This is a genomic window from Pseudorhodoplanes sp. (assembly GCF_046289595.1).
Lineage (GTDB): Bacteria > Pseudomonadota > Alphaproteobacteria > Rhizobiales > Xanthobacteraceae > Pseudorhodoplanes.
Genome location: NZ_JBKBVB010000038.1, coordinates 1 through 13,226, shown reverse-complemented (window position 1 = coordinate 13,226; position 13,226 = coordinate 1). Strand labels below are relative to the sequence as shown.

At 63.4% G+C, this 13,226-nt stretch carries 15 protein-coding genes; 3 read left to right on the top strand and 12 right to left on the bottom strand.

Features of this window, described 5'->3' with window-relative positions:
- Positions 1-60 precede the first annotated feature (60 nt).
- On the top strand, positions 61-1,125 hold the full coding sequence (locus ACK41X_RS10270) for a GGDEF domain-containing protein (RefSeq protein WP_409722261.1): 1,065 nt from the start codon (positions 61-63) through the stop codon (positions 1,123-1,125).
- On the opposite strand, the gene ACK41X_RS10265 is transcribed toward ACK41X_RS10270, so the two are convergent.
- The 11 genes from ACK41X_RS10265 to ACK41X_RS10215 all read right to left on the bottom strand — a co-directional run bounded on the left by ACK41X_RS10265 (position 1,094) and on the right by ACK41X_RS10215 (position 9,429).
- Positions 1,094-1,480, bottom strand: coding sequence for a TfoX/Sxy family protein (locus ACK41X_RS10265; RefSeq protein WP_409722258.1), 387 nt, complete (start codon positions 1,478-1,480; stop codon positions 1,094-1,096). The genes ACK41X_RS10270 and ACK41X_RS10265 overlap by 32 nt on opposite strands.
- Positions 1,481-1,501: 21 nt before the next feature.
- On the bottom strand, positions 1,502-1,891 hold the full coding sequence (locus ACK41X_RS10260; RefSeq protein WP_409722255.1) for a HesB/IscA family protein: 390 nt from the start codon (positions 1,889-1,891) through the stop codon (positions 1,502-1,504).
- Positions 1,892-1,999: 108 nt separating this feature from the next.
- Positions 2,000-2,425, bottom strand: coding sequence for a VOC family protein (locus ACK41X_RS10255; RefSeq protein WP_409722252.1), 426 nt, complete (start codon positions 2,423-2,425; stop codon positions 2,000-2,002).
- Positions 2,425-2,847 (bottom strand): SUF system Fe-S cluster assembly protein, encoded by a 423-nt coding sequence (locus ACK41X_RS10250; RefSeq protein WP_409722250.1) that lies wholly within the window; start codon positions 2,845-2,847, stop codon positions 2,425-2,427. The genes ACK41X_RS10255 and ACK41X_RS10250 overlap by 1 nt, the downstream gene beginning before the upstream one ends.
- On the bottom strand, positions 2,844-4,091 hold the full coding sequence (locus ACK41X_RS10245; RefSeq protein WP_409722248.1) for a cysteine desulfurase: 1,248 nt from the start codon (positions 4,089-4,091) through the stop codon (positions 2,844-2,846). Before ACK41X_RS10245 ends, ACK41X_RS10250 begins: the two co-directional genes overlap by 4 nt.
- Complete coding sequence (gene sufD, locus ACK41X_RS10240) at positions 4,088-5,419, bottom strand: Fe-S cluster assembly protein SufD (protein WP_409722246.1); 1,332 nt, start codon at positions 5,417-5,419, stop codon at positions 4,088-4,090. The genes ACK41X_RS10245 and sufD overlap by 4 nt, the downstream gene beginning before the upstream one ends.
- Before the next feature lie 11 nt (positions 5,420-5,430).
- Positions 5,431-5,634, bottom strand: coding sequence for a hypothetical protein (locus ACK41X_RS10235; RefSeq protein ID WP_409722243.1), 204 nt, complete (start codon positions 5,632-5,634; stop codon positions 5,431-5,433).
- 3 nt (positions 5,635-5,637) lie between these two features.
- Positions 5,638-6,393, bottom strand: a complete 756-nt coding sequence (gene sufC / locus ACK41X_RS10230) for a Fe-S cluster assembly ATPase SufC (RefSeq protein ID WP_409722241.1) — start codon at positions 6,391-6,393, stop codon at positions 5,638-5,640.
- Between the two features lie 13 nt (positions 6,394-6,406).
- Entirely contained in the window at positions 6,407-6,700 is a 294-nt protein-coding gene (locus ACK41X_RS10225) for a hypothetical protein (protein ID WP_409722238.1), read from the bottom strand.
- Positions 6,697-8,178, bottom strand: coding sequence for a Fe-S cluster assembly protein SufB (gene sufB / locus ACK41X_RS10220; protein WP_409722235.1), 1,482 nt, complete (start codon positions 8,176-8,178; stop codon positions 6,697-6,699). The genes ACK41X_RS10225 and sufB overlap by 4 nt, the downstream gene beginning before the upstream one ends.
- Positions 8,179-8,268: 90 nt before the next feature.
- Positions 8,269-9,429, bottom strand: a complete 1,161-nt coding sequence (locus ACK41X_RS10215; protein ID WP_409722232.1) for a cysteine desulfurase family protein — start codon at positions 9,427-9,429, stop codon at positions 8,269-8,271.
- Between the two features lie 254 nt (positions 9,430-9,683).
- On the opposite strand from ACK41X_RS10215, the gene ACK41X_RS10210 reads away from it, so the two are divergent.
- Positions 9,684-10,349 (top strand): alpha/beta hydrolase, encoded by a 666-nt coding sequence (locus ACK41X_RS10210; protein ID WP_409722229.1) that lies wholly within the window; start codon positions 9,684-9,686, stop codon positions 10,347-10,349.
- A 132-nt stretch (positions 10,350-10,481) separates the two neighbouring features.
- On the top strand, positions 10,482-12,485 hold the full coding sequence (locus ACK41X_RS10205) for an ABC transporter ATP-binding protein/permease (RefSeq protein ID WP_409722319.1): 2,004 nt from the start codon (positions 10,482-10,484) through the stop codon (positions 12,483-12,485).
- Positions 12,486-12,496: 11 nt separating this feature from the next.
- Here ACK41X_RS10205 and ACK41X_RS10200 read toward each other — a convergent pair.
- A partial coding sequence (locus ACK41X_RS10200) for an anhydro-N-acetylmuramic acid kinase (RefSeq protein ID WP_409722227.1) occupies positions 12,497-13,226 on the bottom strand: 730 nt, incomplete at its 5' end.

Sequence of the window (13,226 nt, the reverse complement as noted above, 5' to 3'; positions counted from 1 at the left end):
GCAGCGGCTGCCGCCGGAGGGGCAGCCGGTTATTGATTGCTTGCCTTGCGGGGGCCAACGATGGCGACCACCGACGACGAACACGAGCGGACCATGGCGTTCGCCGAAATCGCCATCGGACAGATCAAAGCCCTCCGCCAGCCCGCCACTCCCCGCAATTTCGAGGTCTGGTATTGCTATGCGACGGGCTATCACCCCTCGCTCAACGAAACCATCAACGAAATCCTTGCCCGCCGCGGCCGTCTCAGCGACGCCGATGTCGAGCGCATCTGCAACACGTATCTTTCGCCGACCCGCCTCAGCGAACGCATCGACAATGTCGGCAGCAAGGTGGTCGACGAGATCGATCAGGTCATGGCGATGGTCGATGTGGCTATCGGTTCGACCACCACCTGTTCGGAGAATCTCGCTGGCGTCTCCCGTGAATTGCCCGCGGCCGATCGCAATGAATTGCGGGCGATCGTGGAAAGTCTGGTCGAGACGTCACGAGAGATGCAGGAGGTCAACCACAAGCTTGAAGAGCGCCTGACCGCCTCCAAGCTCGAAATCAGCCAATTGCAACGGCATCTCGAAGTCGCTCGCAACGAAAGCCTGACCGACCCGCTCACGACGCTCTCGAACCGGAAGTTTTTCGACGAAGCCCTGGACAAGGCGATCGCCGAAGCATTCTCGGAGAATGAATCGCTTTCGCTTCTGCTCACCGACATCGATCACTTCAAGAATTTCAACGACACCTATGGCCATCTCACCGGAGACCAGGTGCTCCGGCTGGTTGCCCAATGCGTCAAGCAGAACGTCAAGGGACAGGACATCGCCGCGCGCTATGGCGGCGAGGAGTTTGTCGTTATCCTGCCAAATACGGTGATGCGCTCTGCGGTGACGGTCGCCGAACATATCCGTCGCGCGGTGATGAGCAAGGAACTGATGAAGCGCTCCACCGGCGAGCATCTGGGCCGCGTCACCATATCGATCGGGGTCGCTGCGCTGCGCCGCGGGGACAATGCCCAGTCGCTGATCGGCCGCGCCGATTCCTGTCTTTATGCAGCCAAGCGCGCCGGCCGCAACCGCGTGATCTGCGATACCGATCCCGAAGTCAACGCCGCGCCTGCGGCCGCCGTCGCCTGACCGGCTGCCGCTCCGATTTTACTTTGGCTTTGGTTACCGCTTTGCGCTGCGCCGCAGCCAGCGCGCGCTGTGCCCATTGCGCCAGCTCTTCCGGATCATCATAGAGCCGATCCGGCATTTGCCGGTAGGGCATGACGGCGTGTTTTCCGCTCTTCATGAGCGGCGCGAAAGACGGCAGATTCTCACGGACAAAATCTTGCTCGTTGCCGTCATCGACCCTGAGGTAAATCGTCCCGCCGGACGACAGCAGCGCGAACATCACGCCGTCGGCATAAATGCCGGCGCCGCCGAACATGCGCCGCACCGTCACCGGACGAAAGTTCGCAAAAAGATCTCGGAGATGATCGGGGTCCATGGCGCGCCCCGGGCAGTGGCTTCAATGCGCGCCTGCTTCCGCACCCTCGCCGCGTGCCGGCGTCAACTGCACCGACTCGCCGCAGCCGCAGGCCGAGGTCTGGTTCGGATTGTTGAACACGAACTGCGCGGACAGCTTGTCGATCTTGTAGTCCATCTCGGTGCCGAGCAGGAACAGCACCGCCTTCGGGTCGATCAGAATGCGTACGCCCTTGTCCTCGACCACCTCGTCGGCCGGATTTGCGGCCTCGGCATATTCCATGGTGTAGGCCATGCCGGCGCAGCCGCCATTGCGCACGCCGACGCGCAAGCCGGCGATCGGGCGCTCGGACTTCGCCATCAATTCCTTGATGCGGTCGGCGGCGGCGTCGGTCAGCCGCATTACCTGGGGCCTCGGTCGGGCTGTGGCCATCGGGTCAATCTCCTGTCGCCGGATTCAAGGTCCGGTTCGGGACTCGTGTGCTCCTAAGATAGCAATGAAATCCACGCCGTGAAGTCCGGCAAGACTGGATTTGCTCCATCAATAGATCGTCCAGAGCCCGGGGGTCGCCAGTTCCAAAAGATGACCGTCAGGATCGCGGAAATAGACGCTATGCCCGCCCCGCGGCCACTCGGTCCGGCCTTCGATCGCGACACCGTGCTCGTCAAGCCGCCGCTCCCAGACCGGCAGTTCGTCGGCGGCGACGGCAAAGGCGACGTGGAGGGGGCCGTGTCCGTCATGCGGCGGGATGGTGCCACCCGGCACCTGCACGGTTTCCAGGGTCGCCCCGCGCAGAAACAGCAGAAGCACATTGACGCCACCGGCGCCATAGGCGCGGAAGCGGCTGTCGCTGATCAACGGTTGCAGGCCGAGCACCTGTTCGTAGAACGCCGCCGCGCGTTCGAGGTCGTCAACGTAAAGCGCCGTCTCCAGCACCCGGCCGATTTTCGGTGCGGTCCCGGCCATCACCACATGTTCAGAACGAGCCGCGCCTCGTCGGACATCCGGCTCGGATCCCATGGCGGATCCCACACCACCTGCACCTTGACCGGTCCGACGCCCTGCACGCTTGCGACCGCATTCTCCACCATCATCGGCAATTCGGCGGCGGCAGGACAATTCGGCGTGGTCAACGTCATGTCCACATCGACGGTGCGATCGTCCTTGATGTCGACCTTGTAGATCAGGCCGAGTTCATAGATATCGGCCGGAATTTCCGGATCGTAGACCGTCTTGAGCGCGGAAACGATATCGTCGGTCAGCCGCGTAATCTCCTCCTGCGGCAAGGCCGATTCCTGCGGCGCTGCTTGGGACGCAGCGGCCGGCTCGCCAGCCAAAGGGGCCACCGCGGCGGCGTTGGTCTCTTGGGTCTTGATGTCGTCGCTCATGCGAAGAAATCCTGTGCCTTGATGAGGGCCGCCGCAAGGCTGTCGACCTCGTCCTTCGTATTATAGAGGCCGAACGACGCCCGGCATGTCGCGGTGACACCGATCCGGTTCAACAGCGGCATCACGCAATGGGTTCCGGCCCTGACCGCGACGCCCGACCGGTCGATAATCGTCGCGATGTCATGGGGATGGGCGCCACGCATTTCGAACGAAATCACAGCGCCTTTCTGTTTCGCCTGGCCGATGATTTTCAGCGAGTTGATCTCCCGCAGTCTGTCATGCGCATAGCGGATCAGCCCGTCCTCGTGCGCCTTGATCCGGTCCTTGCCGATCGAATTGACGTATTCGATTGCCGCTCCGAGCCCGATCGCCTGCACGATCGGCGGCGTTCCTGCTTCGAATTTGTGCGGGGGATCGCCATAGGTAACGCGATCCTCGAACACTTCGCGGATCATTTCGCCGCCGCCGTTGAACGGCGGCATCGCCTCAAGATGCGCGGACGTGCCCCAGAGCACGCCGATACCGGAGGGACCGTAAATCTTGTGTCCGGTGAAGACATAGAAGTCGCAGCCGATATCCTGCACGTCGACCGGCAGATGCACAGCCGCCTGGCTACCGTCGACCAGCACCGGAATGCCGCGGGCATGCGCGATCCGCACCACGTCCTTCACCGGGACATAGGTGCCGAGCGCATTCGACATATGCGTGATCGCGACCATTTTGGTGCGCGGGGTCAGCAGCTTCTCGAATTCGTCGATTAGGAAATTGCCGTCGTCGTCGATCGGCGCCCATTTGATGACGGCGCCCTGCCGTTCGCGCAGGAAATGCCACGGCACGATATTGGAATGATGCTCCATGATCGAGAGCACGATCTCGTCGCCCTCCTTCAGCCGCTCGCGGCCGAAGGTATAGGCGACAAGATTGATCGCCTCGGTGGCGTTGCGGGTGAAGATCACTTCCTCTTTACGCGGCGCATTCAGGAATTTCGCCACGATCTCGCGCGCGCCCTCATAGGCGTCGGTTGCCGCATTGGCGAGATAATGCAGGCCGCGATGCACGTTGGCATATTCGCTCGTATAGGCGCGCTGGATGCGGTCGAGAACCGCATTCGGCTTTTGCGCCGACGCCGCGTTGTCGAGATAGGTCAGCGGCTTGCCGTAGACCTGCATCGACAAAGCGGGAAAGTCTTCCCGGATCTTGGCGACGTCGTAGGAGCCGTTGGACACTGCGGGATGCATCGTCATGTCCGCGCCTTGAGCCAGCCGCGCACCATCTCCATCAATGCCTCGCGCATGGCCTCGTTTTCCACCGTCTCCACCGCTTCACCGACAAAGGCTTCGACCATCAGCGCCTCGGCCTCCTTCTGCGGAATGCCGCGCGCCTTCAGATAGAACAGGAGATCGTCATCCAGCGCGCCCGCCGTCGCGCCATGGCCGCAGACCACGTCGTCGGCAAAGATTTCCAGTTCCGGCTTGGCGTCGGCCTCGGCGTCCTCGGACAGCAGCAGTGCATGCGTCGCCATCTTGGCATCGGTCTTCTGGGCGTGCGGCTTGACGATGATCTTGCCCTGGAACACCGACCGGCTCGCACCGTCGAGCACCGCCTTGAACAATTCGCGGCTCTCGCAGTGACCGACCGCGTGGTCTACCACCAGCGTATTGTCGGCGTGCTGCCGGCCCTTGAGCAAGGACGCGCCGCGGACGGCGGCGTGGGTCTCGCTACCATTCAGCCGCAACGCAATCTGGTTGCGCGTGACCGCGCTGCCCGCAGTGAACGTGAAATCGTTGAGATGCGCACTTGCGCCGATTTCCACCAGCAGAGACGCGACATGCAGCGTGCGGTCGCCCTCCAGGCCGGCCTTCACGTGATCGAGCCGTCCGCCGTCCGCAATCGATATATCGAGCGCATGATTGGCCTGCTTGTCTATGCCGTTCGCGCTCTCGTGGCTCTCGATGATGGAAAGCCACGCACCCTTCCCCACGCTCACCAGGGAACGTGTGAAGACAGAGACCGGCCTGTCCGAAGTCGTGACGAACACCAGATGGATCGGGCGTTCGATTTTGGCGCCGTCGGCTGCGGCAACCACCACGCCGTCGCCCATCATTGCTGTATTCAGCGCGAAGGCCGGATCGTCTGCGAGCGCAGTGCGGCGGCTTAGCCGTTCGACGACACCCGCGTCGCCTCTCGACAGGGCATCGGCCAGCGAGCCGATGGACAGGTCCGGTTCGAGGTCTGCGAGATCGGACAAATCGGCCGCAAACACGCCGTCCACGATCACGATCCGCCGCGCCTTCACTGCGGTCGCGAACGCACCGGCCGCCTTCGCCTTGAGCTTCGCCGCCGCATCCGGAACCGGGGCCAGCGGTTTGGCATCGCGCATCAGCGCGCGCAGATCGGTGTATTTCCATTCCTCGACGCGGCGGTGCGGCAGGCCCTTCGCTTCGAAGGTCCGGAACGCGCTCTCACGCAGCGACTTCACGGACGCCGCGCCCGGCAGGCTCACGCGTGCGCCGGCAAAGGCCTCGGCGAGGCCCTCTTCGGCAGCGGTCTTGATGACTTTCAGTTCGGCCATTGTCTTGTCTATCAGGCCTCGATCAGTCCGAGACGCTTCTCGACGCGGTCTAATCGGATGTCGATCCGGTCAACACGGACCGACAGGTTGGCAACCTGCACCTCGAGATTCCCGAGGCGCTGAATGATCTCAAGTTGACGTTCGTTCATGGTAGAAAGTTGGTCGCGCATCAGCCGCAGATGCTCCAGAACCAGATTTTCTGTTTCTGTCATCATTGCCTACGCCGCCTCTCCGACATATTGCGCATAGCCCTTTTCCTCGAGTTCCAGTGCCAGCTCCTTACCGCCGGTCCGCACGATGCGGCCCTTCGACAGCACATGCACGACATCCGGCACGATGTAATCGAGCAGCCGCTGGTAATGCGTGATCACGACGAAGGCGCGGTCCGGCGAACGCAGCGCGTTGACGCCATCGGCCACGATTTTCAGCGCGTCGATATCGAGCCCGGAATCGGTCTCGTCGAGCACCGCAAGCCGCGGCTGCAGCATCGCCATCTGCAGGATCTCGTTGCGCTTCTTTTCGCCGCCGGAAAATCCGACATTGACCGCGCGGCGCAGCATCTCCTGGCTGATGCCGAGTTCGCCCGCAGCTTCTCGCACCTTCTTCATGAAATCTGGTGTGGACATTTCGGTCTCGCCGCGCGCCTTGCGCTGCGCATTCACCGCGGTGCGCAGGAAGGTCATGGTGGCGACGCCGGGGATCTCGATCGGATACTGGAAGGCCAGGAACAGCCCTTTCGCCGCCCGCTCGTCCGGCTCCATCTCGGCGATGTTCTCGCCGTCGAACAGGATTTGGCCTTCGGTAATGTCGTAATCGTCCTTGCCGGCCAGCACATAGGACAGCGTCGACTTGCCCGAGCCGTTCGGGCCCATGATGGCATGCACCTGCCCCTTTTCGACCGTGAGGTCGAGGCCGTTCAGGATTTTCTTGCCGCCGATCTCGACGTGCAGGTTCTTCACTTCCAGCAATGGCATGGTCTCGATCCGGTCAGTCGTCGAGCGTCACGATCTCGTCGATCAGCTCGTTCAGTGTGGTTTGGCGGCCGCCGCCCGCATCGACTTCGTTGGTCGACGGAACTGCGACATTCTCGGTGATGCGGAACGCATCGGGCCCGTCGCGCCGCACCACCAGAAAGCGGCTGCCGCCCTTGATGATGAGGTCGTCGTCCTCGCGGTAGACCTCGACATCGGGGAAATGCTCGGCGATGCAATCGGCGAGTTCGCCCGCGGGCTTGTTCTGGGCAAGGCAGGCAGTGGCGGCGGTGCGGAAGTTGTCCGTCATCCCACGCTCCCCTCGAGCGAGATCGAGATCAGCTTCTGCGCTTCCACCGCAAATTCCATCGGCAGCTGCTGCAGCACGTCCTTGACGAAGCCGTTGACCACAAGCGCGGTCGCCTCCTCCGCCGACAGCCCGCGCTGGCGGCAATAGAACAGCATGTCCTCGGAAATCTTCGACGTGGTCGCCTCGTGCTCGAACACCGTAGAGGCGTTCTTCGCCTCCAGATACGGGATCGTGTGCGCGCCGCATTTGTCGCCGACCAGAAGCGAATCGCAATTGGTGAAGTTGCGCGCCCCGGTCGCCTTGCGATGCGCCGAGACCAAGCCGCGATAGGTGTTCTGCGAGCGCCCCGCCGAAATGCCCTTGGAGATGATCCGGCTCGTCGTGTTCTTGCCGAGATGGATCATCTTGGTGCCGCTATCGACCTGCTGCATCCCGTTCGAGATCGCGATCGAATAGAACTCGCCGCGCGACCCGTCGCCGCGCAGGATGCAGCTCGGATATTTCCAGGTGATCGCGGACCCGGTTTCGACCTGCGTCCATGAAATCTTGGAATTCTTGCCGCGGCAATCGCCGCGCTTGGTGACGAAATTGTAGATGCCGCCGCGGCCTTCGGAGTCGCCCGGATACCAGTTCTGCACGGTCGAATACTTGATCTCGGCGTCGTCCAGCGCGACCAGTTCGACCACCGCGGCATGCAGCTGGTTCTCGTCGCGCATCGGCGCGGTGCAGCCTTCGAGATAGCTCACATACGAGCCCTTGTCGGCGATGATCAGCGTGCGCTCGAACTGGCCGGTATTCTTTTCGTTGATCCGGAAATAGGTCGACAGCTCCATCGGGCAGCGCACGCCCGGCGGCACATAGACGAACGAGCCATCGGAGAACACCGCAGAGTTCAGCGTCGCGTAGAAATTGTCGGTCACCGGTACGACCGAGCCGATATACTTGCGCACAAGCTCGGGGTGCTCGCGCAGCGCCTCCGAGATCGGCATGAAGATCACGCCGGCTTTCGCCAACTCCGCCTTGAAGGTTGTCGCAACCGAGACCGAGTCGAACACCGCATCGACCGCGACGCGGCGCTCGCCCTCCGGGCGTTCGACGCCCGCCAGAATTTCCTGCTCGCGCAGCGGAATACCGAGTTTCTCGTAGGTGCGCAGAATCTCGGGATCGACCTCGTCCAGCGACTTCGGCGCCGCGTTCTTCTTCGGCGCCGCGTAATAGTAGATGTCCTGGAAATCGATCTTCGGATAATGCACCCGCGCCCAGGTCGGCTCACGCATCGTCAACCAGCGGCGATAGGCGTCGAGCCGCCAGTCGAGCATCCATTGCGGCTCGTTTTTCTTCGCCGAGATGAAACGGACGATGTCTTCACTGAGCCCCTTAGGGGCCTTTTCGGATTCGATCAGCGTCTCGAACCCGTATTTGTATTGATCGACGTCGATACGGCGAACCTGTTCGACGGTCTCCTGTACGGCCGGCATTCTCTTCTCCCCAAGCGGTTTCAAGGACCGCAGCGGATCTGTCGGTTATGGTCGGTCAGCCTTGCGTGGGTCACCCCTCCGCGAAGCCGCTCAAGCGGCGATGGATTTCCGCCCCTTAAGTAGTGATTCAGAGAGCTTTGTCCAAGCACTTAGAAGACGTTCAATATCCGCTTCCTTGGTCGAATATCCGGTCGAGACCCGGATCGCGCCGCGCGCCAGCGCCGGATCGACCCCCATCGCGGCCAGCACGTGCGACGGCTGCACTTTGCCCGAAGAACAGGCGGACCCGGATGACACCGCCACGCCCGCTAGATCGAACCCGATGACCGCTGTTTCGGCCAGCAAGCCGGGATGCGAGAAACAGGTGGTATTTGGCAACCTTTCGCCTTCCTCGCCGAAGAAGACAATGTCGGGCGTAACACTGCGAAGGCCGGTTTCGAGCATGGTCCGCAGGCGCCTCGTATGCGCAGCTTCTTGGCCGGATTGCGCCAAAATCTCAGTTGCGGCAGCGCCAAAGCCGGCAATACCCGGCACATTCTCGGTTCCGGCGCGCAATCCGCGCTCCTGCCCGCCGCCACGGGTCAGCGTGTCCTCCAGATGCAGGCCTGCTTTGCGGATCAGCGCACCCGCACCGCGGGGTCCGCCGATCTTGTGCGCAGAAAGAGTGAGAAGATCGGCGTCCAGCGCGTTGAAATCGCAACCTATTCGTCCCGGAGCCTGCACTGCGTCGACATGTAGTAGGCCGCCGGCCTCATGAACGATCCGGGCCACCTCGCAAATCGGTTGCACGACGCCCGTTTCATTATTGGCCAGCATGACGGACACCAGCGCCGGCGGTCCGGCGAGCCGTTCCCGCAATGCGCCGAGTTCGATCACCCCTCGACCGTCAACCGGTATCTGGCTGACCCGTCCACGATCGAATCGGCCACCCTCGCGCACGGACGCGTGCTCCACCGCGGAAACCAGGAGCCGCATGAACGGCCCGTCGCCGGGTGAACGCACCCAGCCCGGAGACAATGCGAGCGCGTTCGCCTCAGTTGCACCGGAGGTGAAGATGACCGAGCCCGCGTCAGCCCCGACGAGCTTCGCGACCTCGCCCCGCGCCCGCTCGATGGCTTGGCGCACGTCTCGACCCTCGGCATGAACCGACGACGGGTTCCCGGTCCTCTCAAGCATCGCGAGCACCGCCGCACGCGCTTTCGGGCGCAGCGGGGCGGACGCATTCCAGTCGAGATAGACACGGTCGGTCATGCTACTCAAATACCGGGGCACGCTCTGGATCGGCTCTCCTAACACAACGCTGCGAGAAAGCTTGCATTTTGCCCCCGGCCTTGTGGTAGAACCCGCCGTCGCTCCCGGCAGCCTTGTCAGCGGTTGCAGCCGGCGGGCGCATCTACATTAGAACGGCTCTAAAAACTACTGTGCGCCGGATACCGACGTCAAGCGCGCTCTAAAAGCCGCGCGGCGCCCTCCCGAGCCTGCCGCACCAGTCGAGGTCAACCCCCATGCCCGAGGTCATCTTCACCGGTCCAGCGGGACGCATCGAAGGCCGGTACCATCCGGCCGCGCAAAAGAACGCGCCGCTTGCGCTGATCCTGCATCCGCACCCGCAGTTTGGCGGGACGATGAACCACCAGATCGTCTACCAGCTCTATTACGCCTTCGTGCACCGAAATTTCTCGGTGGTGCGCTTCAACTTCCGCGGTGTCGGACGCAGCCAGGGTTCGTTCGATCACGGCGTCGGAGAGCTGTCGGATGCGGCTGCGGCGCTGGACTGGGCGCAGACCATCAATCCGGAGGCCCGCTCCTGCTGGATCGCGGGTTTTTCCTTTGGCGCCTGGATCGGCATGCAGCTCCTGATGCGCCGGCCGGAAATCGAGGGCTTCATCTCGATCGCGCCGCCGGCCAATCTCTATGACTTCTCGTTCCTTGCGCCCTGCCCCTCGTCCGGCCTGATCATCCACGGCGACAAGGATGCGGTGGTGCCGCACAAGGACGTCACGACCCTGGTCGAGAAGCTCAAGACCCAGAAGGGCATCGTGATCGAGCAGAAGATCGTGCCCGCCGCCAACCACTTCTTCGATCAGAAGATCGACGTGCTGATGGAGCAGGTCAACGCCTATCTTGACAAGCGTCTGGGCACGAGCAGCCGAAAGCCCAGCGCAGCCTGACCGCCCTACGCCCCTGCGACAATTTGGAACGGAACCTGAGCGGCGGCGTTGCTCTGCGCATCACGCAGGGACAACGCCGTGGCCAACCGTACGAATACCGATAACCGGGCACCGTCGAACGCTGCGGACCGGATCGATTCGCCCCGCCTTGCCCCCTCTGCCCCGCACGGTCCCAACCCATCCCAAGAAAATGGCGAGCAGCCTAAGGGCAAAGAGGCAAAGGGCGATTCCGAGCCCGAGAAGTCGCTCGACGACACCGCAGCCGAACCGGAAAGTCCGGCAGGCGATCAACATCCGGCCGCCGAAGCCGCGCGCGAGAAACTGCGCCGTCGCGCCCTGCTCGGCCGTTTCTGGTCGGCCGCGAAAGGCTTCTGGAACCCCCGCGACGGCGACCGGCTGGCTTGGCCGCTGACCATTGCGGTGATGCTTCTGGTCGTGCTTGCGGTGCTCGCGCAATACGGCATCAATGTCTGGAACCGCAAAATTTTCGATGCGCTGGAGAAACGCGATGCATCGAGCGTGCTTATGCTCGCGCTGGTGTTCTTTCCGCTTGCGGCGGCCAGCGTCGCGGTGGGCGTCGCCAGCGTCTACGGCCGCATGTCGATGCAGCGTCGCTGGCGCGCCTGGCTCAGCGACCATGTGCTCGATCGCTGGCTGAAACACGGACGCTATTACCAGCTCAATCTCGTCAGCGGCGATCACCAGAACCCGGAAGGCCGGCTCACCGAGGATCTGCGGGTCTCCACCGATGCCCCGATCGATTTTGCGGTCGGCGTTTCCACCGCGACCCTGTCTGCGCTCACCTTTATCGCGGTGCTCTGGAGCATCGGCGGCGCCCTCACCGTCTCGCTTGGCGGGAGTGTGGTCACGATTCCCGGTTTTCTTGTCATTGCGGCGGTGATCTATGCGGTTGTCGCAAGCGGCGCGATGGCCATGGTCGGCAGGCGTTTCGTCGCCGTCTCCGAAGCCAAGAATCAGGCCGAGGCGGATTATCGCTACGCGCTCACCCGGGTGCGCGAGAACGGCGAAAGCATCGCGCTTCTTGGCGGCGAGGAAGAAGAACGCGCCGGCCTGAACCGCTCATTTGTCGACGTTTTGCGGAAATGGCGCGCCATGTGCGTCCAGCACATGCGGACCACGGTCGTCTCGCACGGCTCCGGCATTATCGCTCCGGTGCTGCCGATCATTCTCTGCGCGCCGAAATTTCTCGACGGCTCTATGTCGCTCGGTCAGGTGATGCAGGCGGCGTCCGCCTTCACCATCGTGCAGGCGGCATTTGCGTGGCTCGTCGACAATTATCCGCGGCTCGCCGAATGGACCGCAGGCGCACGCCGCACCGCCTCGCTCATGGTCTCGCTCGATGCGCTCGAGAAGGCCGAGACGGGCGACGCCATCAACCGCATCAAGCGCAGCGAAACCACCGAGGCGGCGATCCGGCTCAAGGACCTCGTGGTGGCGCTCGACAACGGCACTGCCGTGGTCGACGACACCGATGTCGTGGTCAAGAAGGGCGAGCGCGTGCTGGTCGCAGGCGCTTCCGGCTCCGGAAAGAGCACGCTGGTGCGTGCGATCGCCGGGCTGTGGCCCTGGGGCGGCGGCGAGATTGCGATCCAGCGCGACTCGCGGCTCTTCCTGCTGCCGCAGCGACCGTATATCCCGACCGGGACCTTGCGCCGCGCGATTGCCTATCCGGGCGCGGCCGAAGACTGGGACGCCGACACGATCAAGGGCGCGCTGGACCGCGTGGGCCTGGGGCATTTGCAAGATCGGCTTGAGGAAGATGCCCCGTGGGACCAGACCCTTTCGGGCGGAGAAAAGCAACGGCTCACCGTGGCACGCGTCCTGTTGCACCGGCCCGACATTATCGTTCTGGATGAGGCGACCGCCGCGCTCGATCCCAAGAGCCAGGACGACCTGATGAAGCTTCTCTCCGAGGAGATGGAAGGATTGACCATTGTCAGCGTCGGACACCGGCCCGAACTCGAGCGCTTTCATTCGCGCAAGCTGACGCTTGAACGGCGCGCCAAGGGCGGCGCCAAGCTGGTCAGCGATATTCTCTTGGTGCGCCCGCCGGGGCAGCCGCGGCTGATCCAGCGCTTTATGGGGCGCCGCACGAACCACCCCAAAGCGGCATAGCTGCTTCCCGGTCAGGCCCTCGCCTGCGCATGCGACTGAGCATGCGGCTCGGCGACCACGCCGCCGGTCATCGGCAGTGGCACGCCGGTCGTGGTCGGGAAAGTGATCGGCAATCCGCGCAAGGATCGTACCGCCATGAAGGCGAAGGCTTGGGCCTCGATGGCATTGGCGTCGAAGCCGGCCTCCTGGGCGGTCTCCACACGCGCCGGCGCCAGGCGTTCTGCGAGCATGCGCATGATGACCGGATTGAAAGCGCCGCCGCCGCAGACGATCCAGCTTTGCGGCACCTGCGGCAGGTGCGGCACGATGGTCGCGACCGTCGCCGCCGTGATAGCCGACAGCGTCGCCGCGCCGTCTTCGGTCGTCTTGTCCGCCAGCCCCGCCCGGTCCGCCACCCATTCGCGGAAGGCGTTGCGGTCGAGCGACTTCGGCGGCTTCAACGCGAAAAAGGCATGCTGAAGCACACGCGCCACCGCTGCCTCATCGACACGGCCCCGCGCGGCGGCGGTGCCATTCTCGTCGCGGGCCTCACCGTTACGATGGCGCATGAAGTCGTCGATCAGCGCGTTGCCGGGCCCGGTATCGCAGGCGTAAGGGTCCGGCACGCCATTGATAAAGGTCACATTGGCGACCCCGCCGATGTTCAGCATCGCAATCGGGTGCGGCCGGTCGAGCATCGCGGCCAGCGCCCGGTGATAGACCGGCACCAGCGGCGCGCCCTGTCCACCGGCGGCGACATCG

Coding starts and splice junctions, on each gene's coding strand:
- ACK41X_RS10270 (WP_409722261.1), top strand. CDS start 61: ATGGCGACCACCGACGACGAACACGAGCGGACCATGGCGTTCGCCGAA.
- ACK41X_RS10265 (WP_409722258.1), bottom strand. CDS start 1,480: ATGGACCCCGATCATCTCCGAGATCTTTTTGCGAACTTTCGTCCGGTG.
- ACK41X_RS10260 (WP_409722255.1), bottom strand. CDS start 1,891: ATGGCCACAGCCCGACCGAGGCCCCAGGTAATGCGGCTGACCGACGCC.
- ACK41X_RS10255 (WP_409722252.1), bottom strand. CDS start 2,425: ATGGCCGGGACCGCACCGAAAATCGGCCGGGTGCTGGAGACGGCGCTT.
- ACK41X_RS10250 (WP_409722250.1), bottom strand. CDS start 2,847: ATGAGCGACGACATCAAGACCCAAGAGACCAACGCCGCCGCGGTGGCC.
- ACK41X_RS10245 (WP_409722248.1), bottom strand. CDS start 4,091: ATGACGATGCATCCCGCAGTGTCCAACGGCTCCTACGACGTCGCCAAG.
- sufD (WP_409722246.1), bottom strand. CDS start 5,419: ATGGCCGAACTGAAAGTCATCAAGACCGCTGCCGAAGAGGGCCTCGCC.
- ACK41X_RS10235 (WP_409722243.1), bottom strand. CDS start 5,634: ATGATGACAGAAACAGAAAATCTGGTTCTGGAGCATCTGCGGCTGATG.
- sufC (WP_409722241.1), bottom strand. CDS start 6,393: ATGCCATTGCTGGAAGTGAAGAACCTGCACGTCGAGATCGGCGGCAAG.
- ACK41X_RS10225 (WP_409722238.1), bottom strand. CDS start 6,700: ATGACGGACAACTTCCGCACCGCCGCCACTGCCTGCCTTGCCCAGAAC.
- sufB (WP_409722235.1), bottom strand. CDS start 8,178: ATGCCGGCCGTACAGGAGACCGTCGAACAGGTTCGCCGTATCGACGTC.
- ACK41X_RS10215 (WP_409722232.1), bottom strand. CDS start 9,429: ATGACCGACCGTGTCTATCTCGACTGGAATGCGTCCGCCCCGCTGCGC.
- ACK41X_RS10210 (WP_409722229.1), top strand. CDS start 9,684: ATGCCCGAGGTCATCTTCACCGGTCCAGCGGGACGCATCGAAGGCCGG.